Here is a 20135-nt window from a genome sequence, read left to right on the forward strand (position 1 = left end):
AGGTCGCCAACCGTATCCCCCGGACCGCCCCCCGGCCTGGTCCTTGGCTCATCTATACTCTGCGGCCGCAAAATCTGCAACGGAATCCCGGTCGATGCCCCGTTTCCGCCGCCTGCTGCGCTGGACGCTGATCGCGTTCGCGGGCCTGGCCCTGCTTGCCGCCGTCGCCCTGGGCGCCCTCTATTACGTGATCTCGTCCGAGTTGCCGGACATCTCGACCCTGCGCGACACCGAGATGCAGGAGCCGCTCTACGTCCATGCCGCCGACGGCAAGCTGATGGCCGTGTTCGGCGAGAGCCGGCGCTACCCGGTGACCATCGACCAGGTCCCCCAGCGCCTGCGCCAGGCCTTCCTGGCGATCGAGGACGCCCGCTTCTACGAGCACGGCGGGGTGGACTACAAGGGCACCGGGCGGGCCGTGTGGCTGATGGTGACGACCGGCAGCCTCAAGGTGCCGGGCGGCTCCACCATCACCCAGCAGGTGGCGAGGCAGTTCTATCTGAGCCCCGAGGTCAAGATCAAGCGCAAGCTGGCCGAGATGCTGCTGGCCATCCGCATGGAACAGGAGCTGGGCAAGGACGAGATCCTGGCGCTGTACCTCAACAAGAGCTTCTTCGGCAACCGCGCCTACGGCGTGGCCGCCGCCGCCGAGTTCTACTACGGCAAGAAGCTGGACGAACTGGCCCTGGACGAGATGGCCTCGCTGGCCGGCATCCCCAAGTTCCCCTCCTCCGGCAATCCGATCAGCAATCCCGAGCGCGCGCGGATCCGCCGCGACTACATCCTCGACCGCATGGCCGAGCTGGGTTACGTCAGCGCCGCCGAGGCCGCGGCGGCCAAGGCCGTTCCGATGCACGCCAGCCCCCACGAGCCGCCGCTGGAGGCGCCGGCGCCATACGTGGCCGAGATGGTCCGCCAGGAAATGATCGCCCGCTACGGCCCCGAGGCGGTGACCCGCGGCTACCGGGTCACCACCACCATCGACCCGGTGCTGCAGGCGGCGGCCGACCAGGCCGTGCGCGATGGCCTGCGCCTGTACGACCACCGCCACGGCTGGCACGGGGTGGAGCGAACCGCGGAAGTGGCCGCCGACGCCGACGACGCCACCCTGGCCAAGGCCCTGGCCGGCATCACCGTCCAGGCCGACCTGCTGCCGGCGATCGTCGCCGCCACCGCGGCCGACGGCAGCGCCGAGGTGGTGCTGGCCGACGGCCGCCGGGTGGCGCTGGCCCCCGGCGCCGCGCGCTGGGCCAACAAGAATCCGGCCGCCCTGCTCAAGCGCGGCGACGTGGTCCGCGTGCGCCACGGCGAGAAGGAGGACGAATTCCTGCTCGACCAGATCCCGCGCGGCCAGTCCGCCCTGGTTTCGCTGGACGCCAATACCGGCGCCCTGCGCGCCCTGGTCGGCGGCTACAGCTTCGCCGGCAACAAGTTCAACCGCGCCACCCAGGCCCGGCGCCAGCCCGGTTCCAGCTTCAAGCCGTTCGTGTACGCGGCCGCGTTCGAGAAGGGTTTCAACCCGGCCTCGATCGTGCTCGACGCACCGGTGGTGTTCCGCGACCGCCGCGGCAACACCTGGTCGCCGCAGAACGACGGCGGCGGCTTCCGCGGGCCGATGCGCCTGCGCGAGGCGCTGGTGCAGTCGCGCAACCTGGTCTCGGTGCGCATGCTCGACGCCATCGGCGTGGAGTTCGCCCGCAACTACATCACCCAGTTCGGCTTCGACCAGGCCGAACTGCCGCCGAACCTGTCGATGTCGCTGGGCACCGCCTCGCTGACCCCGCTGTCGGTCGCGCGCGGCTACGCGGTGTTCGCCAACGGCGGCTCGCGGGTGGATCCCTGGTTCATCGACGAGGTCCGCGACCGCGACGGCCAGGTCCTGTCCAAGGAGAACCCGGCAATGGCCTGCCGCACCTGCGCCACGGTCGGCGGCCGCGCCGTGGCCGGCGCGCCGCAGGTGGTGGACGGCTTCAACTTCGGCGCCCTGCCCGCCCCCGGCCAGGCGCAGGCACCGGCCGGCGAGGCCGCCCAGGACGGCCCGGCGACCGCGGCCGTTCCCGCCCCGCCGGCCGCCGACGCCAAGGTCGCCCCGCGCGCGATCGACGAGCGCACCGCCTACCAGCTGGTTTCGATGATGCGCGACGTGGTCCAGCGCGGCACCGGCACCGCGGCCAAGGTGCTCGGGCGCGAGGACGTGGGCGGCAAGACCGGCTCGACCAACGACCACCGCGACGCCTGGTTCTCCGGCTTCGGCGGCCCGCTGGCGACCACGGTCTGGGTCGGCCGCGACGATTTCCGTTCGCTGGGCTACCGCGAGTACGGCGGCAAGGCCGCCCTGCCGATCTGGATCGACTACATGCGCGTGGCCCTCGAGGGCCAGCCGATCGCGGCCAACGATCCGCCGCCGGGCATGGTCAAGGTCTACGTCGACGGCTCCGGGCGGATGTCCACCGAAGGCGGCGGCCTGGCCGAGTACGTCAAGGTCGAGGACCTGGAGCGGATGCAGAACAGCCTGGACTTCTTCGGTCCCGAGCAGGACGACGAGGCCGCGTTCGACATCTTCTGAGCGGACGGCCGCGGCAGCCGCAACGGCTCCGCGGCGGCACGCAGGTTCGTAAAGTTCGTCATCGGTGCCTGGCGGCCGTTGATTGACCTGTCACGCCGATGCGCTACATTCGGGCCAGGTTTCGTCCGGGAGTGTCGACATGCACCGCGCCCGCCAGCATGCCGAGACCCGCACCCGCGAGCGCCGCCGGCGCCTCGCCCACGAGGCCGCGCGGCTGATGGCCGAGGGCGGCATCCACGACTATCACCAAGCCAAGCTCAAGGCCGCCGACCGGCTCGGCATCCACGACGATGCCTCGCTGCCGCGCAACCGCGAGATCGAGGAGGCCCTGCGCGAATACCAGCGCATCTTCCTTGGTCAGGCACAGGCCGGCGCAGTGCGCCAGCGGCGCGAGGCGGCGGCCCGGGCCTTGGAGTTCTTCGCCGGCTTCGAACCGCGGCTGGTCGGGCCGGTGCTGGACGGCACCGCCGACGCCGGCTCGCCCGTGCTGCTGCACCTGCATGCGGACGATCCCGACGCGGTCGCCCGGTTCCTGGAGGAACACGGCATCCCGGCCGAGCCCCGTGGCCGCCGCCTGCGCCTGGACCGCGAACGCAGCTTCGACGCTCCGGTCTGGGTCTTCAGCGCCGAGGACCTGGCGTTCGACCTGACCGTGCTGCCCTCGCAGGCATTGCGCCAGGCCCCGCTGTCTGCGCTGGACGAGAAGCCCATGCGCCGCGCCTCGCTGGCCCAGCTGCGGCAGCTGCTGGCCGAGGACGAGATCGCCGGTTACGAGCTGTCCCTGTAGGCGCCGGAAAAGACGAACGCCCCGCATGGCGGGGCGTTCGTCGTCGTGCGATCGGCGGGAAGCGGCTCAGCGCTGGCCCTGGGCCTTGTAGTCGCGCACGTCGTAGCCGGTGTAGATCTGGCGCGGACGGCCGATCTTGGCCTCCGGGTCGACCTGCTGCTCCAGCCAGTGCGACACCCAGCCGGCGGTGCGGCCGATGGCGAACATCACCGTGAACATCTCGGTCGGGATCTTCAGCGCCTTGTAGATTATGCCGCTGTAGAAGTCGACGTTCGGGTAGAGCTTGCGCTGGATGAAGTAGTCGTCCTTCAGCGCGGCCTCTTCCAGGCGCATGGCCACTTCCAGCAAGGGATCGTCCACGCCCAGCTCGCCCAGCACCTTGTGGGTCATCTCACGGATGATCTTGGCGCGCGGGTCGAAGTTCTTGTAGACGCGGTGGCCGAAGCCCATCAGGCGAAAGCCCGACTCCTTGTCCTTGGCCTTGGCCACGGCGGACTCGACGTTCTTGGCGTCGCCGATCTCCTCCAGCATCTTCAGCACGGCCTCGTTGGCGCCGCCGTGCGCCGGGCCCCACAGCGCGGTGATGCCGGCGGCGACCGAAGCGTACGGATTGGCGCCGGTCGAACCGACCAGGCGCACGGTCGAGGTCGAGGCGTTCTGCTCGTGGTCGGCGTGCAGGATGAACAGCAGGTCCAGGGCCTTGGCCACCACCGGGTTCAGTTCCAGCGGCTCGCTCGGCACCTCGAACATCATGTGCAGGAAGCGGTCGACGTAGCCCAGGTTGTTGCGCGGGTAGCGGATCGGCCAGCCGATCGAATAGCGGTAGGCGGCCGCGGCCAGGGTCGGGATCTTGGCCAGCAGCCGGATCGCGGCCAGGCGGCGCTGCTCCGGATCGTTGAGATCCAGGGTGTCGTGGTAGAACGCGGACAGCGAGGCGACGCTGCCGGCCAGCATGGCCATCGGGTGCGCGTCGTAGTTGAAGCCCTGCAGGAAGTTCTTCAGCGACTCATGCATCATCGTGTGATGCGTGACCTCGTGCTCGAACTTCTTGAACTCGGCCGCGGTCGGCAACTCGCCGTTCATCAGCAGGTACGAGACTTCGAGGAAGTTCGAGTGCTGGGCCAGCTGCTCGATCGGGTAGCCGCGGTACAGCAGCACGCCGTTGTCGCCGTCGATGTAGGTGATGGCCGACTTGCAGCTGGCCGTGGCGGTGAAACCGGAATCGTAGGTAAAAAGGCCGGTTTCCTTGGTCAGCTTCGAGATGTCGATGCAGTCGTTGCCCAGGGTCGGCTTGAGCACCGGCAGGGACACCGACTTGTCGCCGGCATTCAACGTGACCTGGTCGAGATTGGACACGGTTGCGCTCCTCTGTGGGGTAGGCGGCGCCTTCGCGCGGGTGCGCTGCGGCTCGCGGGAGGGGTCCGCGGCGCGAGCCGCGAAGCCCCGGGATTATCGCATACCGCGTATGCCGGGGTACCTCGTACGGAAGTCGCATGGCCCGCGACGCAGCGTTGCATCCGGCCGTTCCGGAAAGCGGACACGGCAAAACGGCCGCGCAAGCGCGGCCGTTCGCCCAACCCGCTGCATCACAGTGCCGGCGCCATCCGTGGACGGCGCGACGCGGCGATCAGCGCGCGTAACGACGCTGGAACTTGTCGATGCGGCCGCTGGTGTCCATGACCTTGTGCTTGCCCGTGTAGAACGGGTGCGAGGCCGAGGAGATTTCGATCTTCACCAGCGGGTATTCGTTGCCGTCTTCCCACTTCACGGTTTCCTTGGCGCCGCCGGCCAGGGTCGAGCGGGTCAGGAACTTGAAATCGGAGGTGACGTCGTAGAAGACGACTTCGCGGTAATCGGGATGGATGCCGGCCTTCATGGCGTAGACCTACTGATCAGTTGACGGAACAGAGCCCGGCATTCTAGCGGGCGGACCACCCCCGGCGCAAGACCGGGGGGCCTCCCCGACTCAGCCGGCCGCCAGCGCGGCCTGTACCCGGGCCTCGAACCGCGGCTGGCCGTAGCGCAGCAGGATCCGGGCGTTGTCCGCGGCCCCGGTCTGCCGGTTCCAGTCCACCGCGGTCAGGCCGCGGGTCAGCCGACCCTCGGTCTCCACCGCCAGCGGCCGCTCGACCAGTTCCACCGCGCCGTCCGGGTCCAGCGCCCAGGCCATGGCCAGGGAGTCGGCCGAATGCCAGAACTCGCCGCGGCGGTCCTCCGACCACAGCCGGGTCTGGCGGGAGATGGCCTCGTAGAAGCGCGCGCGCGGGGAATCGGCCGCCAGCCACTGTTCGACCTTGCGATGGTGGAAGCCGTGGGCCAGGGTCGCCTCCCAGTCGGCCAGGTCGAACTTCGGAAAGCCGGACAGGACCACGTGCGCGGCCTCCGGGTCGAAGCCGACGTTGAACTCGGCCACCGGGGTGATGTTGCCGTGCGCGGTCACCGCGCCGCCCATCACCACCAGCCGGGCCACGCGCTGCGGCAGGGTCGGGTCCAGGCGCAGGGCCAGGGCCAGGTTGGTGAGCGGGCCGAGTGCGACCAGCAGCAGGCGGCCGGCGTGTTCGTGCGACAGGCGCAGGATCGCCAGGGCGGCGTGCTCGGCCTCGGCCTGGCCGGCCGGATCGGGATAGCCGACGTCGCCGAAGCCGTCGCGGCCATGGACGTGGGCCGCGTCCTCGCGTGGGGCGTGGACCAGCGGGCCCTCGCACCCGGGGAACACCGGGATATTCGGGCGGCCGGCGACCTCGCGCAGCTTGAGCGCGTTGCGCACGGTATGCCCGAGCCCGACGTTGCCGGCGGCGATGGTCAGGCCGACCACCTCGTGGGCATCGGAATGGAAGGCCATCAGCAGGGCCAGTGCGTCGTCGACACCGGGATCGGTATCGATCAGCAAAGGGATCTTCTCGCTCATGCGTCGCTCGTCCGGATCGGTGGGCCAGTGTCGCCATTCCGGGCATGCGCGGCAAACGGGAGGCGGAGCGCTGGATCCTGTCCCCTCAAGCCGCCGCGTAGCGCGCTGCTCCGCCGATCCAGCGCGCCACCACCCGGTCGGCGATGTCCGGCGAATGCTCCAGCAGCCTGTCGGCCAGCGCGTGCACCTGCGGCAGCAGGCCCGCGTCGCGCGCCAGGTCGGCGATCCGGAATGCCGCCAGGCCGGTCTGGCGGGTGCCCAGCAGCTCGCCGGGACCGCGCAGGGCCAGGTCCTTCTCGGCGATGACGAAACCGTCCCCGGTCTGGCGCAGCACGTCCAGCCTCTGCCGCGCCAAAGCCGACAGCGGCGGCTGGTACAGCAGCACGCAGCTGGACGCCGCCGCGCCGCGCCCCACCCGGCCGCGCAGCTGGTGCAGCTGGGCCAGGCCCAGGCGCTCGGCGTTCTCGACGATCATCAGCGAGGCGTTGGGCACGTCCACGCCGACCTCGATCACCGTGGTCGCGACCAGCAGGTCGATGTCGCCGTCCTTGAACGCGCGCATCGTCGTCTGCTTCTGCGCCGCCTTCATCCGGCCGTGGACCAGGCCCACGCGCACGCCCGGCAGCTGCTGCGAGAGCTGCTCGAAGGTGCGCTCGGCCGCCTGCGCCTGCAGCTTCGCGCCCTGCCCCGGCTTGCCGTCGTCCTCGGCCTCCTCGATCAGGGTGCAGACCCAGTAGGCCTGACGCCCTTCCGCGCAGGCGGCGCGGATCCGCTCGACCAGTTCCGGCCGGCGCTCGGCGCTGAGCGCGGCCGTGGTCACCGGGGTGCGTCCGGGCGGCAGTTCGTCGATCGCCGACACGTCCAGGTCGGCGTAGGCGGTCATCGCCAGGGTGCGCGGGATCGGGGTGGCGGTCATCACCAGCTGGTGCGGGACGTGGCCGTGGGCAGGTCCCTTGTCGCGCAGGGCCAGCCTCTGCTGCACGCCGAAGCGGTGCTGCTCGTCGACCACCACCAGGACCAGGTCGTGGAAGGCCACGCCTTCCTGCATCAGCGCGTGGGTACCGACCACCACCTGCGCGGCGCCGGAGGCCACGTCGGCCAGCGCCGCCGCGCGCGCCTTGCCGGTGACCTTGCCGGCCAGCCAGGCCACGCGGATGCCGAGCGGCTCCAGCCAGGCGCGCAGGTTGGCCAGGTGCTGCTCGGCCAGCAGTTCGGTCGGCGCGGCCAGCGCGACCTGGCCGCCACCCTCGACCGCCAGGGTCGCGGCCAGCGCGGCGACCACGGTCTTGCCGGAACCGACGTCGCCCTGCACCAGCCTTTGCATCGGCGAGGGTTTAGCCAGATCGCTGCGGACCTGCTCGAACACCCGCTGCTGCGCCCCGGTCAGCGCGAACGGCAGCGACGCCGTCAGCCTTCGCGCCAGCGCGCCGGGACCGTCCAGCGCGCGCGCGCGCAGCCTCTGCTGCGCCAGCCGCTGCCGGCGCAGGCTCAGGTGGTGGGCGAGCAGCTCCTCCAGCGCCAGTCGCCTCTGCGCCGGATGGGTGCCGGCCGCCAGCGCGGCCAGGTCCACGTCAGACGGCGGCCGGTGCAGGGCCAGCAGGGAGTCGCGCAGGCCGGGCAGTCCGGCCAGTCCCGGCAGCGACGGCGGCAACAGCTCCAGCGCGGCCGGCTCCGGCAACAGGTCCAGGGCTTGGCCGATCAGCCGGCGCAGCACCGCCGGCCCGACGCCCTCGACCGCCGGATAGACCGGGTCCAGCGACTCGCCCAGTTCCGGCGCCTCGTCCGCGGCCAGCACCCGGTAGCTGGGATGCACGATCTCCAGCCCGTACTGGCCGGGCCGCGGGGTGCCGAAGCAGCGCAGGCGCACGCCCGGGCGGAACTGCGCGACCTGGGCGGCGCGGAAATGGAAGAAGCGCAGCACCAAGGTCGCGTGCGAGCCATCGGCGACCGCCACCCGCAACAAGGGCCGGTAGCGGAAGCCGCGCTCGACCGCCTCGACCGTGGCCTCGACCTGGGCCGGCTCGCCGATCCGCAGGTCGGCGATCGCGGTCAGCCGGGTGCGGTCCTCGTAGCGCAGGGGCAGGTGCAGCCACAGGTCCTGGACCGTGGCCAGGCCGCGGGCGGCGAGCTTTTCGGCCACCGCCGCGCCGACTCCGCGCAGGGCCGACAGCGGCGTGGCGCCGCCGGCCAGCTTCGGTGCCGGCCGCCGGATCGGCTTCACGCCAGCGCGCGCCGGAACGTAGGGCTCAGGCCCGCGCCCTCACTCCAGGACCATCACCGCATCGGCCTCGAACGCCACACCCTTGGGCAGGGCGGACACGCCGATGGTCGAGCGGGCGGGGAACGGCGCGCTGAAGTATTCCTGCATCACCGCGTTGACCGCGGCGAACTGCGACAGGTCGGTCAGGTACAGGCCCAGGCGCACGACCTTGTCGAGCGAGCCGCCGGCCGCCTCGGCCACCGCCTTGAGGTTGTCGAACACCTGCCGCGCCTGGGCGGCGATGTCGCCTTCGACCACCTCGCCGGTGGCCGGCACCAGCGGAATCTGCCCGGAGAAGTACACGGTGCTGCCGCTGCGCACGGCCTGCGAATACGGGCCGATGGCTGCCGGGGCGCGGTCGGTCTGGACGATCTGGGACATGGCGGGTTCCTGTGGCGAACGAAAGGGAGATTCTATTCCCAGTCTTCCGGCTCGCGTTCCGGCAGCAAGGCGCGCAGGGGCTCGCCGCCGGCGCCGGCGGCCAGGCGCTCGGCCTCGCCGCGCGGCAGGTCGATCCGCAGAAGCCAGCCTTCCTCGTCGGCCTGTTCTGCGCTCACCGCGCCCAGCTCGTGCAGGCGCGCGCGCAGGCGCCCGGCCTGCGGCGGCAGGCGCAGCTCGCCCAGGGTGCGCTGGAAATCCAGGCGCCGGGCCAGCGCCGCCTGCAGCAGTTCCAGGCCGCGGCCGTCGCGCGCCGACAGCCACACCCGCTCGCGGTGGCCGGGGTCGTCGGCCTCGCCGCCGCTGTGGTCGTGGCGCGGCTCGGCGCCCTCGATCCGGTCGATCTTGTTGAACACCAGCAACTGCGGCAGCTCGCCGGCGCCGACCTCGGCCAGGACCGCGTCGACCTGGGCGATCCGGTCCTCGCGCTGCGGATCGGCGGCGTCGACCACGTGCAGCAACAGGTCGGCCTCGCGCGCCTCGCTGAGGGTCGAGCGGAACGCGGCCACCAGTTCGTGCGGCAGGTCGCGGACGAAGCCGACGGTGTCGGCCAGGACCACGCTGCCGCCGGGGAAATTCACCCGGCGCACGGTCGGGTCCAGGGTGGCGAACAGCTGGTCGGCGGCGTAAGCGTCGGCACCGGTCAGGGCATTGAACAGAGTCGACTTGCCGGCGTTGGTGTAGCCGACCAGGGCCACCCGCGGCAGCTCGCTGCGCACCCGCGCGCGGCGCATCTGGGTGTGCTGGACCTCGACCTTCTCCAGACGCCTTTGCAACTGCTCCAGGCGCTTCTGCAGCAGCCGGCGGTCGGTCTCCAGCTGGGTCTCGCCGGGGCCGCGCAGGCCGATGGAACCGCCGCGCTGGCGCTCCAGGTGGGTCCAGCCGCGCACCAGGCGGGTGGCCATGTGCTTGAGCTGGGCCAGTTCGACCTGCAGCTTGCCCTCGTGGCTGCGCGCGCGCTGGGCGAAGATGTCCAGGATCAGGCCGGTGCGGTCGACCACGCGCCTCTGCAGCGCCCGCTCCAGGTTGCGCTCCTGCACCGGGCTGAGCGGATGGTTGATCAGGATCAGGTCGGCGCCGGTGGCCTCGGCCGCGGCCTGGACCTCCTCCAGCTTGCCGCTGCCAATCAGGGTCGCGGGATTGGGCTTGTCGATGCGCGCGGTGAGGGTCGCGGCCACGCTGGCGCCGGCCGAGCGGGCCAGGTCGGCGAATTCCTCCAGCACGTCCTCGGCCACCGCGCCGCCCGCGTGGGGCTGGATCAGCAGTGCGTGTTCACCCTTGCGGGAACGTTCGAACAATCTCTACTCCGGGTATCGCGTCACTCCGCCTCGTCGCCACCGTCGGCCTCGACGGATTCGCCGCCGGGTTGCTGCACGTAGCCGCCGCCCGGTCCGACCCGGACGTTGCGCGACGGCACCACGGTGGAGATGGCGTGCTTGTAGACCATCTGGCTGACGGTGCTGCGCAGCAGCACCACGAACTGGTCGAAGGATTCGATCGTACCCTGCAGCTTGATCCCGTTGACCAGGTAAACGGACACCGGCACGCGTTCGCGCCGCAGTGCGTTCAGGAAAGGATCCTGCAGCGATTGCCCCTTGGACATCTGGCTTTCCCCTTGTTCTTCTACTTATGGGCCATGCGCGGGCCTCCCCGGCCCGAACCGGCATGTTACACAAGCCCGCGCCCTTGCAGACGCCGGGGTACGGCGAGGAAGGCGGAAACCGCCTGCCGGAGTTGATCGCGGTCACGTTCCGGGTCGAACCAGCGTGCGTCCAGTTCGCCGCGCAGCCAAGTCAGCTGGCGCTTGGCCAGTTGGCGGGTGGCGAACACCCCACGATCGCGGAACTCGGCCGCCGGCGTTGCCCCGTCCAGGTGTTCCCAGGCCTGGCGGTAGCCGACCGCGCGCAGGGCCGGCAGGTCCAGCGGCGCCGGATGCGCCCGCAGCGGCGGCAAGGCGCGCAGCCGGCGCACCTCGTCGAGGAAACCGGCGGCGAGCATCGCGTCGAAACGGCGGGCGATGCGTTCGTGCAGCACCGCGCGCCCGTCCGGGGCCAGCACCAGCTTGAGCACCCGCACCGGCAGCCGCGGCGGCGGCGGGTCGCGTTGCCAGGCGCTGATCGGACGGCCGCTCAGGCGGTAGACCTCCAGCGCGCGCTGGATCCTTTGCGCATCGCCGGGACGGATGCGCGCGGCCGCTTCCGGATCGACCCGGGCCAGTTCGGCGTGCAGGGCCGCCCAGCCACGCTCGCCGGCCTCGGCCGCCAACTGCGTGCGCATGGCCTCGTCGGCCTCCGGCATCGGCGCCAGCCCGTGCAGCAGGGCGCGGAAATACAGCCCGGTGCCGCCGGCCAGCACCGGCAGGCAGCCGCGGGCGAGGATGCCGTCGATCGCTGCGCGCGCGTCGGCGGCGAACTCGGCGGCCGAATACGGCTGCCACGGCTCGCGCAGGTCCAGCAGGTGGTGCGGCACGCCGGCCCGTTCGGCCAGGTCGGGCTTGGCCGCGCCGATGTCCAGGCCGCGGTAGACCAGGGCCGAGTCGACGCTGACGATCTCGCCGCCGTGCCTTCGCGCCAGTTCGATCGCGAACGCGGTCTTGCCCGAAGCGGTCGGGCCCATCACCGCGATCGCCAGGGGCCGCGTGTCCTCGCCCATGCGCGCGGCCTTCAGTCCTCGTCGGGCCAGCGGATGGACGGCGCCGCATCGAGCCGCGGCGCCGGCACCGCGGCGACCGCTTCCCACACCTTGAGCGCGTCCACGGTGGCGGCCACGTCGTGCACCCGTACGATTCGGGCCCCGCGCTGGGCCGCGACCAGGTGCGCGGCGACTGAACCGGCCGCGCGCTCGGCCGGCATCTGGCGCCCGGTCCACTCGCCGATGCTGCGCTTGCGCGACAGCCCGGCCAGCACCGGCACGCCCAGTTCGGTGAAGCGTTCCAGCCCGGCCAGCAGGGCGAGATTGTGCGCAGTGGTCTTGCCGAAGCCGAAGCCGGGGTCGACCACCAGTTTCTTCTTCGCGATCCCGGCCAGTTCGGCGGCGAAGATCCGCTCGGCCAGGTAGCGGTGGACCTCGGCGACCACGTCGTCGTAGCGCGGATCGTCCTGCATCGAGCGCGGCTGGCCGCGCATGTGCATCAGCACCACCGGCACGCCCAGCGCGGCGGCCGCGTCCAGCGCGCCCTCGGCCTCGAGGGCGCGGATGTCGTTGACCATGCCGGCGCCGGCGGCCACCGCCGCGCGCATCACCTCGGGCTTGCAGGTGTCGATGCTGAGCGGGACGGAGGTCTCGCGCGCCAGGCGCTCGATCACCGGCAAAACCCGGCGCAGCTCCTCTTCCAGCGGCACCTCTTCGGCACCGGGGCGGGTGGACTCGCCGCCGATGTCGAGGATGTCCGCACCCTCCTCCACCAGCCGCAGGGCATGGTCCACGGCCGCGTCGGTTGTGGCGTGGGCACCGCCGTCGGAGAACGAATCGGGGGTGACGTTGACGATGCCCATCACCCGGGTGCGGTCCAGTACCAGGATCCGGCCGGCGCAGTCCAGGCGGGGCGAAAGGTCGAACATCGGCGGCAATCCCGGTGGAAAGTGCCGGCAAGTCTGGCCCGTGCCGTCGCCGGCGACAATCCTACGGCAGGAGGCGCCGTCAGCGGCCGAGGAGGCCGGCGTCGATCCGTGCGGCGCGGTGGCGGGCGAAAAGGCCGAAGCCGAACACCGCCACGGCCAGCAGCACGCTGACCCCGACCGCGCCGAGCGGCAGCCGCCCCAGCGCGTAGAAGATCGCCGTCACCGTCAGGATGGTCGAGCAGCCGGCGAAGGCGCCCGCAGCGACGTTGCGCCACGGGTTGCGGACGTAGTAGCTCGGCCGCGGCGCCTGGCCGTCGCGCCGGCCGGAATGTTCCGGTCCGGGCGGGTGCTGCCCTGCCATCGCCGCAGGCTCAGCTCTGGGTCGCCGGGCCGCCGACCGGCGGCAGAGGACGGGGGTCACCGCCCTTGTCGCCGCCGTCGCGGTTGGACTTGCCCCAGCCGGCCGGCGGTGGCGGCTCGCGGCCTTCCATGATCGCGTCGATCTGCGGCGCGTCGATGGTCTCGTACTGCAACAGCAGCTGGCTCATCGCGTGCAGCTTGTCGATGTTCTCGGTCAGCAGGCCCTTGGTCTTGGCGTAGGCCTTGTCCAGGATCGAGCGCACCACCTCGTCGATCCGGCGCGCGGTCTCGTTGGACACGTTCTTGTGCTGGGTCACCGAGCGGCCGAGGAACACCTCGTCCTCTTCCTCGCCATAGGCGATCGGACCCATCTCGTCGCTCAGGCCCCACTTCGTGACCATGTTGCGGGCCATCTTGGTCGCCCGTTCGATGTCGTTGGAGGCGCCGGTGGTGACCTTGTCCTCGCCGAAGATCAGTTCCTCGGCCACCCGCCCGCCGTACAGCGAGCACAGCTGCGACTCGATCGCCACCCGGTTCATCGAGTAGCGGTCGCCCTCGGGCAGGTACATGGTCACGCCCAGGGCGCGGCCGCGGGGAATGATCGTGACCTTGTAGACCGGGTCGTGCTCGGGCACCAGCCGGCCGACGATGGCGTGGCCGGCCTCGTGGTAGGCGGTGAGGGTCTTCTCCTCCTCGCTCATGGCCATCGAGCGGCGCTCGGCGCCCATCAGGATCTTGTCGCGGGCGCGGTCGAAGTGCTCCATCCGCACTTCCTTCTCGTTGCCGCGCGCGGCGAACAGCGCCGCCTCGTTGCACAGGTTGGCCAGGTCGGCGCCGGAGAAGCCGGGGGTGCCGCGCGCGATCACCAGCGGCACGACGTCGTCGGCCAGCGGCAGCTTGCGCATGTGCACCTTGAGGATCTGCTCGCGGCCCTTCACGTCGGGCAGGCCGACCACCACCTGGCGGTCGAAGCGGCCCGGGCGCAGAAGGGCCGGGTCGAGCACGTCCGGACGGTTGGTCGCGGCGATCACGATCACGCCCTCGCCGCCCTCGAAGCCGTCCATCTCCACCAGCAGCTGGTTCAGGGTCTGCTCGCGCTCGTCGTGGCCGCCGCCCAGGCCGGCGCCGCGATGGCGGCCGACCGCGTCGATCTCGTCGATGAAGATGATGCACGGCGCGTGCTTCTTGGCCTGCTCGAACATGTCGCGCACGCGGGACGCGCCGACGCCGACGAACATCTCGACGAAGTCCGAGCCGGAGATCGAGAAGAACGGCACCTTGGCCTCGCCGGCGATCGCCTTGGCCAGCAGGGTCTTGCCGGTGCCCGGCGGGCCGACCATCAGCACGCCGCGCGGGATCTTGCCGCCCAGCTTCTGGAACTTGGAGGGATCGCGCAGGAACTCGACCAGCTCGCCGACCTCCTCCTTGGCCTCGTCGCAGCCGGCGACGTCGGCGAAGGTGATCTTGACCTGGTCCTCGCCCTGCAGCTTGGCCCGCGACTTGCCGAAGGACATCGCGCCCTTGGCCCCGCCGCCGCCGCCCTGCATCTGCCGCATCATGAAGATCCAGAAGCCGATCAGCAGAAGCACCGGCAGGAAGTTCAGGACGATGCCCCAGAAGCCCGGGCCGGTGGCCGGCTTCTCGCGCACGATGTCCACGTTCTTGCTGACCAGCTGGTCGATCAGCTTGCCGTCCATCGGGCCCACCACCTGGCCTTCGGTGCCGTCGGCGCGCTTGTAGCGGATCGCGTTGGCGGTGAAGGTGCTCTCGTCGGTGAACACCACCGAGCGGATCCGGCCGGCGTCCACGTCCTGCAGGAAGCGGGTGTAGCTGGCGGTCTCGCCGGCGCCGGGAGCGGTGGCGCCGCGCGGCGAAAAGCTCTGGAACACCACCATCAGCACGACGGCGACGACCACCCAAAGCAGCAGATTCTTGGTCAAGTCGTTCATCCTCATCGGCTCCGTAACCCCTGTCCTGCCTGGTCCTGCATCTGTCTGCGGCGGCCCGGCCGCCGGTCTCGCGGGCTTGCAGCCCGAGCTTACTTCATTGCCGCCAGCTTGCCCTGCCCGAGGGCATAGACTTCCGGCGAACGCTTGCGCGAGGCCGCCGGCTTGCGGATGGCGACCTTTTCATATCGGCGGCGCAGCTGGCGGACGTAGTCGTCGAACCCCACTCCCTGGAACAACTTGATCAGGAAGGCGCCGCCGGGGCGCAGGTGGTTGTCGGCGAATTCCAGCGCCAGTTCCGCCAGGTGCATGGCCCGCGGCTGGTCGACCGCGTCCACGCCACTCATATTGGGGGCCATGTCCGACAGCACAAGGTCCACCGGCTGGCCGTCCAGGAGCGTCTCCAGCCCCGATAAGACGGCATCCTCCCTGAAATCCCCATGAAGGAATTCGACCCCGGCCAGCGGCGGCATCTCCAGGATGTCCAGGGCCACCACCCGGCCGCTGTCGCCCAGGGCCTGGCGCACGAACTGCGACCAGCCGCCCGGGGCCGCGCCCAGGTCGACCACGACCATGCCCGGCCGCAGCAGGCGGTCGCGCTCCAGCAGCTCCTCGAGCTTGTAGGCCGCGCGCGAACGCAGGCCCTCGGCCTGGGCCTTCTTCACGTAGGGATCGGCGAAATGCTCGCGGAGCCAGCGGTGGCTGCTCTTGCTGCGGGAGCTGCGGGACATGCGGAGGACCGGGCCGGGAAGCCCGCGGGAATACGGAGGGCCATGATACCCTGATCCGCCCCGCAGACCCGCCCGGTACCCTCGATGTCGGTTGTCCTGACCTCCGCCCAGAACCGCTTTCTCCGCGGCCAGGCCCACGGGCTCAAGGCCCTGATGCAGGTCGGCGGCAAGGGCGTCACCCCGGCCCTGGTGGCCGAGCTGGACCAGATCCTGGAGCGGCACGAGCTGGTCAAGGTCAAGGTCGGCGCCGAGGACCGCGAAGCCCGCGACGCGATGATCGCCGAACTGGCCGGCCAGACCGGCGCGGCTCTGGTGCAGAGGATCGGCCATACCGCCACCCTGTACCGGCCTGCGAAGGAAAAGCCCTCGATCGTCCTGCCGCGGGCCTGAGCCGGCCGCGCCCGACGCACGTCCCGAGGCGATCCGATGCAGCTCAGCCACGAACGCCCCGATTACGCCTGGGTCTTGCGCGGCGCCGACGGCCACCAGGCCCGGGTCAACGACCGCGTCCTGGTCCGCAGCCTGGCCCTGGCCCCCGACCGCCTGGTCGAGGACTGGCCGGCCGCGGCGACCGCCGCCGCGCTGGAACCGGCGCACCTGCAGCCTTTGCTGGAGCTGCAGCCGGAGCTGATCGTGCTGGGCACAGGCGCGCGCCAGGCCTTCCCGCCACCGGCGGTGATGGCCGCCTGCCTGACCCGCGGGATCGGCATCGAGGTCATGGACAACGCCGCCGCCGCGCGCACCTACAACGTCCTGGCCGGCGAAGGCCGGCGGGTGGTGGTCGCCCTGCTGCTGGACGGCGGCGCGGGCGATTGATCCGCCTCGCGGCTGGCCTTTTGTAGGAGCCGGTCTTGCCGGCGACCGCCATGGCGGATACGTCTGCGTGAAACCGGATGCCAGTGATCCGTCCGCCTCCACGGTCGCCGGCAAGACCGGCTCCTACACGAGGCGCCCGCCCGCTACTTCTTCGGCAGATACAGCAGCGGATCCACCGGCTTGCCGTTGTAGCGGATCTCGAAGTGCAGCATGTCGCGCGCCGCGCCGGTGCGGCCCATCTCGGCGATCTGTTGGCCCGCCTTCACGTTCTGGCCCTCGTTGACCAGGCGCGCACGATTGTGGCCATAGGCCGACAGCCACTGCTCGCTGTGCTTGATGATGATCAGCTCGCCATAGCCGACCAGGCCGGCGCCCGAATACACCACCACCCCGTCCGCCGCCGCGACCACCGACTGGCCGCTGCTACCGCCGATGTCGATGCCCTGGCGGGTGTTGTTGCCGGCCACGTAGGTGTTGAGCAGCACGCCCTGCGCCGGCCAGCGCCAGCTGAAGCCGCTGCTGGCCGGCGCCGCCGGCGTAGCGGCCGGGCGCTGCGCCGGCGCGGTCGCCACCGTTCCCGTGGCCGGCGCGGTGGATGCGCCGGAAGCCGGCCGCGCAGGCGTGACGGCCGCCGTCCCGGACTTCCCGTCCGCAGGCCCCAGCGCCAGCCTTTGCCCCGGATAGATCGTGTACGGCGGCGGCAGTCCGTTCCAGCGCGCCAGGTCGGTCACCGCGACGTTGTTGCGACGGGCCAGCGCATACAGGGTGTCGCCACGCTGCACCACCACCGACTGCCCCGGCCTGGCCTGGGACGCGGAGCTGCCCGCGGCCGCCGGGCTGCGCACCACCGTGCTGCGGCCGCAGGCGACCAGGGCCAGCACGGCCAGGACGACGATGCCGAGACTGAAAACCCTGCGTGCCGGGCTGCGTGCCGGGGCGGTCGCGTTGCTCATGCCTTTGCCTGTCTCCTGTCGAATGGAAGGGCGCACCCGGCGGTCAGCCGGTCAGGCGCTCGAAGAGTCCGTGCGCGGCCATGCCACCGCCGCCCAGCAGCACCGCGAAGTAGACCATGGTGCCGATGTTGGCCAGGTGGCCGAGCAGGATTGCGCCGCCGTCGCGCTGGATCATGCCGATCGCGTACAGCAGCAGGGCCAGCGCCGGCAGGGTGTTGCTGAACGGCACGAACCCGAACGGCGCCATCAACAGCAAAGCGGCCAGGATGAAGGCCAGGTTGTTGGCGATGTCCATGGCCCGGCCGTCGACGAACGCCGGCAGCCGCCGCGGCCGGCTGATCCTTTCCATCCGCCGCACCCACTTCAGCCCGCCCTGCAGGCCCGGGCGCAGGCGGTCGGCCGGCAAGGCCTTGTCCTTGATCCGGCGCGGCAGCCACAGCGGCCGGCGCGCCAGCCGGCTCACCCCGACCAGCAGGATCGCAGCGCCGAACACCGTGCTCACCCCGGGGATAGAGACCGGGATCAGGAATACCAGGGTCAGCAGGATGGTCAGCAGCAGCAGGCCTTCGTCGCCGAAGGTGTCCAGCAGCTCGCGCAGGCTCAGTCGGTCTTCCGGCAGCTGCTCGATGATCGCCGCCAGTTGCTCGCCCAGAGGGGCGCCTTCGGCGGCGCGGGGGCGCGGTTCCCGGTCCATGTTCAATCCAGCGTGCCCGAGAGCAGGGGCACGAACACCACCGGCGCCAGCACCCGCTCGTCGACCCCGCCGTCCTCGCGCCGGACCAGTTCCAGCAGGGACTGCGAGGAGGGCCCGCCCACCGGCGCGACCAGGATCCCGCCGGGCCGCAGCTGGCCGATCAGCGCCTCCACCAGCGCCGGCGCGGCAGCGGTGACCACGATCGCGTCGTAGGGACCGTGCTCGGCCCAGCCGGCGCGGCCGTCGTCGTGCTTGCTGCGCACGTTCATGCCCAGGGTGCGGAAGCGCTTGCGCGCCTGGCGCAGGAGTTCGCCGATGCGCTCGACGGTGTACACCTCCAGCCCCAAGGCGGCCAGGATCGCGGCCTGGTAGCCCGAGCCGGTGCCGACCTCCAGCACCTTCTTCGGCTGCACCGCCAGGATCGCCTCGGTCATCCGCGCCACCACCCAGGGCTGGGAGATGGTCTGGCCATGGCCGATCGGCAGTGCGGTGTCCTCGTAGGCGCGGCTGGCCAGGGCCTCGTCCACGAACAGGTGGCGCGGCACGGTGCGCACGGCGTCGAGCACGTTCTCGTCGACGATCGCCGCGGTGCCCGGGCCGCCTTCGCGCAGGCGCTGAACCAGGCGGTCGCGCACCCTTTGCGAGGTCATGCCCAGGCCGGCCGGGCCGGACTGCAGGCGCTGCGCCGGGCTCATGCCCGCGCCTCGCCGTTGGCGGCCAGGGCCGCGGACAGGCCGCCGACCCAGCCGGCGACCTTCTCCAGCGCCTGGTAGCGGGTCAGGTCGACGTGGATCGGGGTGATCGAGATGTGGCCGGTGCGCACGGCGTGGAAATCGGTGCCCGGGCCGGCGTCCTGCTCCGGGCCGGCCGGGCCGATCCAGTACACCGTGCGCCCGCGCGGGTCGGCCTGGGGGATGCACGGCTCGGAACGGTGGCGGTTGCCCAGGCGGGTGACCTCGAAGCCGCGGACCTCGCCCCAGGCCAGGTCCGGCACGTTGACGTTGAGGATGGTGTCGGCCGGCAAGGGATCGGTGATCAGCCGCGCCACGATCTCCACCGCCGCGCGCGCCGCGGTCCCGTAGTGCTTCGCGTCGTGGTTGCGGGTGGCCAGCGACACGGCCACCGCCGGCAGGCCGAGGAAGCGGCCTTCCATCGCCGCCGAGACCGTGCCCGAGTAGATCACGTCGTCGCCGAGGTTGGCGGTGTTGTTGATCCCGGAGACCACGATGTCCGGCTCGAATTCGAACATCCCGGTCAGGGCCAGGTGCACGCAGTCGGTGGGCGTGCCGGCGACCGAACAGGTGTAGTGATCGATCCGCCGGGTGCGGATCGGCATGTCCAGGGTCAGCGAATTGCTGGCGCCGGAACGGTCGCGGTCGGGGGCCACCACGTACACCTCGTGGCCGGCGTCGCGCAGGCCCTGGGCCAGGACGTGGATGCCCGGGGCATCCACGCCGTCGTCGTTGCTTACCAGTACGCGCATGGGCTTCCTCGAAAACGTCCGCATGATACCGGAAGCGTCCGGCGCGGGGCCGCGGCGCTGCGCTAACCTGTGCCCATGCACGAGGACGAGGAAGACCCCGCCGCCCTGTTCCGCGCCGCGATCGGCGAGGTGGCGCCCTTGCGCAAGCCGGCGCAGGCGCCGCCCGCGCCGCCGCGCCCGCGTCCGGCCGCGCGCGCGCGGCACGAGGAGCCGCCGCCCTCCGGCCGCCTCGCCGACGATCCGGACGCGGCGCTGATGCGCGGCGACGCCAGCGCGTTCCGGCGCGAGCGGGTGTCGGCGCGCGACTGGCAGCGGCTGCGCCGCGGCCAGTTCTCCGCCCAGGACGAGCTGGACCTGCACGGCGCCAACTCGTTGCAGGCCGAGACCCTGCTGGCGCGCTTCCTGGCCGAGGCCGGCGAGGCCGGCTTCGGCTGCGTGCGCATCATCCACGGCAAGGGCGGCGGCGATGGCGTGCCGGTGCTGAAGAACCTGGTGGACCGCACCCTGCGCCAGCGCGGCGACGTGCTCGCCTTCCATTCGGCACCGTCCGCGCAGGGCGGGACCGGCGCCCTGCTGGTGCTGCTGGCCCGGCGCTAGGCCGCCGCAGCCGGCCGGCGCGCCGGGGAGGCTAGA

The 20135-nt window shown here is 71.5% G+C and carries 20 protein-coding genes and 1 pseudogene; 5 read left to right on the forward strand and 16 right to left on the reverse strand.

Annotated elements, in window-relative coordinates:
- Positions 1-94: 94 nt before the first annotated feature.
- Positions 95-2566, forward strand: a complete 2472-nt coding sequence (locus CSC62_RS05005) for a penicillin-binding protein 1A (RefSeq protein WP_162405069.1) — start codon at positions 95-97, stop codon at positions 2564-2566.
- A 139-nt stretch (positions 2567-2705) separates the two neighbouring features.
- Positions 2706-3353 (forward strand): hypothetical protein, encoded by a 648-nt coding sequence (locus CSC62_RS05010; RefSeq protein ID WP_162405070.1) that lies wholly within the window; start codon positions 2706-2708, stop codon positions 3351-3353.
- Between the two features lie 66 nt (positions 3354-3419).
- On the opposite strand, the gene CSC62_RS05015 is transcribed toward CSC62_RS05010, so the two are convergent.
- From CSC62_RS05015 to rlmE, 12 genes and pseudogenes are all read right to left on the reverse strand, one after another.
- Positions 3420-4709, reverse strand: a complete 1290-nt coding sequence (locus tag CSC62_RS05015) for a citrate synthase (RefSeq protein ID WP_162405071.1) — start codon at positions 4707-4709, stop codon at positions 3420-3422.
- Positions 4710-4980: 271 nt separating this feature from the next.
- The gene (locus CSC62_RS05020; protein WP_162405072.1) at positions 4981-5229 is read right to left on the reverse strand and encodes a type B 50S ribosomal protein L31; all 249 of its coding nucleotides are present in this window, start codon (positions 5227-5229) and stop codon (positions 4981-4983) included.
- Between the two features lie 90 nt (positions 5230-5319).
- Positions 5320-6261 (reverse strand): nucleoside hydrolase, encoded by a 942-nt coding sequence (locus tag CSC62_RS05025; RefSeq protein WP_162405073.1) that lies wholly within the window; start codon positions 6259-6261, stop codon positions 5320-5322.
- An 85-nt stretch (positions 6262-6346) separates the two neighbouring features.
- The gene (recG, locus tag CSC62_RS05030; protein WP_162405074.1) at positions 6347-8482 is read right to left on the reverse strand and encodes an ATP-dependent DNA helicase RecG; all 2136 of its coding nucleotides are present in this window, start codon (positions 8480-8482) and stop codon (positions 6347-6349) included.
- Between the two features lie 39 nt (positions 8483-8521).
- A complete protein-coding gene (locus CSC62_RS05035; RefSeq protein ID WP_162405075.1) occupies positions 8522-8902 on the reverse strand; it encodes a RidA family protein in 381 nt (126 codons plus the stop codon).
- 32 nt (positions 8903-8934) lie between these two features.
- Positions 8935-10257 (reverse strand): ribosome rescue GTPase HflX, encoded by a 1323-nt coding sequence (gene hflX, locus CSC62_RS05040; RefSeq protein WP_162405076.1) that lies wholly within the window; start codon positions 10255-10257, stop codon positions 8935-8937.
- A 20-nt stretch (positions 10258-10277) separates the two neighbouring features.
- Entirely contained in the window at positions 10278-10562 is a 285-nt protein-coding gene (gene hfq, locus CSC62_RS05045) for an RNA chaperone Hfq (protein WP_162405077.1), read from the reverse strand.
- Between the two features lie 70 nt (positions 10563-10632).
- Positions 10633-11611, reverse strand: a pseudogene (gene miaA, locus CSC62_RS05050) (tRNA (adenosine(37)-N6)-dimethylallyltransferase MiaA); the annotation flags it as partial.
- 11 nt (positions 11612-11622) lie between these two features.
- The gene (gene folP, locus CSC62_RS05055; RefSeq protein ID WP_162405079.1) at positions 11623-12519 is read right to left on the reverse strand and encodes a dihydropteroate synthase; all 897 of its coding nucleotides are present in this window, start codon (positions 12517-12519) and stop codon (positions 11623-11625) included.
- Positions 12520-12598: 79 nt separating this feature from the next.
- Entirely contained in the window at positions 12599-12880 is a 282-nt protein-coding gene (locus CSC62_RS05060) for a hypothetical protein (protein WP_162405080.1), read from the reverse strand.
- 10 nt (positions 12881-12890) lie between these two features.
- Positions 12891-14828, reverse strand: coding sequence for an ATP-dependent zinc metalloprotease FtsH (ftsH, locus tag CSC62_RS05065; protein ID WP_162405081.1), 1938 nt, complete (start codon positions 14826-14828; stop codon positions 12891-12893).
- A gap of 89 nt (positions 14829-14917) precedes the next feature.
- Complete coding sequence (gene rlmE, locus CSC62_RS05070; RefSeq protein ID WP_162405082.1) at positions 14918-15556, reverse strand: 23S rRNA (uridine(2552)-2'-O)-methyltransferase RlmE; 639 nt, start codon at positions 15554-15556, stop codon at positions 14918-14920.
- Between the two features lie 84 nt (positions 15557-15640).
- On the opposite strand from rlmE, the gene yhbY reads away from it, so the two are divergent.
- Both yhbY and CSC62_RS05080 read left to right on the forward strand, forming a co-directional pair.
- Positions 15641-15946 (forward strand): ribosome assembly RNA-binding protein YhbY, encoded by a 306-nt coding sequence (yhbY, locus tag CSC62_RS05075; protein ID WP_162405083.1) that lies wholly within the window; start codon positions 15641-15643, stop codon positions 15944-15946.
- Positions 15947-15982: 36 nt separating this feature from the next.
- Positions 15983-16372 (forward strand): Mth938-like domain-containing protein, encoded by a 390-nt coding sequence (locus tag CSC62_RS05080; RefSeq protein ID WP_162405084.1) that lies wholly within the window; start codon positions 15983-15985, stop codon positions 16370-16372.
- 143 nt (positions 16373-16515) lie between these two features.
- Here CSC62_RS05080 and CSC62_RS05085 read toward each other — a convergent pair whose 3' ends face one another.
- From CSC62_RS05085 to surE, 4 genes are read right to left on the reverse strand one after another with little or no spacing between them, the layout of a single operon-like run.
- Positions 16516-17325: a peptidoglycan DD-metalloendopeptidase family protein gene (locus CSC62_RS05085; protein WP_162405085.1), complete on the reverse strand. Its 810-nt coding sequence runs from the start codon at positions 17323-17325 to the stop codon at positions 16516-16518.
- A 43-nt stretch (positions 17326-17368) separates the two neighbouring features.
- A complete protein-coding gene (locus CSC62_RS05090; RefSeq protein WP_162405086.1) occupies positions 17369-18019 on the reverse strand; it encodes an exopolysaccharide biosynthesis protein in 651 nt (216 codons plus the stop codon).
- Positions 18020-18021: 2 nt separating this feature from the next.
- Positions 18022-18714, reverse strand: a complete 693-nt coding sequence (locus CSC62_RS05095) for a protein-L-isoaspartate(D-aspartate) O-methyltransferase (protein WP_162405087.1) — start codon at positions 18712-18714, stop codon at positions 18022-18024.
- Positions 18711-19502: a 5'/3'-nucleotidase SurE gene (gene surE / locus CSC62_RS05100; RefSeq protein WP_162405088.1), complete on the reverse strand. Its 792-nt coding sequence runs from the start codon at positions 19500-19502 to the stop codon at positions 18711-18713. The genes CSC62_RS05095 and surE overlap by 4 nt, the downstream gene beginning before the upstream one ends.
- A 75-nt stretch (positions 19503-19577) precedes the next feature.
- On the opposite strand from surE, the gene CSC62_RS05105 reads away from it, so the two are divergent.
- Positions 19578-20099: a Smr/MutS family protein gene (locus CSC62_RS05105; RefSeq protein ID WP_162405089.1), complete on the forward strand. Its 522-nt coding sequence runs from the start codon at positions 19578-19580 to the stop codon at positions 20097-20099.
- The last annotated feature ends 36 nt before the right edge of the window (positions 20100-20135 follow it).

Source organism: Pseudoxanthomonas jiangsuensis (assembly GCF_010093185.1).
In the GTDB taxonomy this organism is placed as follows: Bacteria; Pseudomonadota; Gammaproteobacteria; order Xanthomonadales; family Xanthomonadaceae; genus Pseudoxanthomonas; species Pseudoxanthomonas jiangsuensis.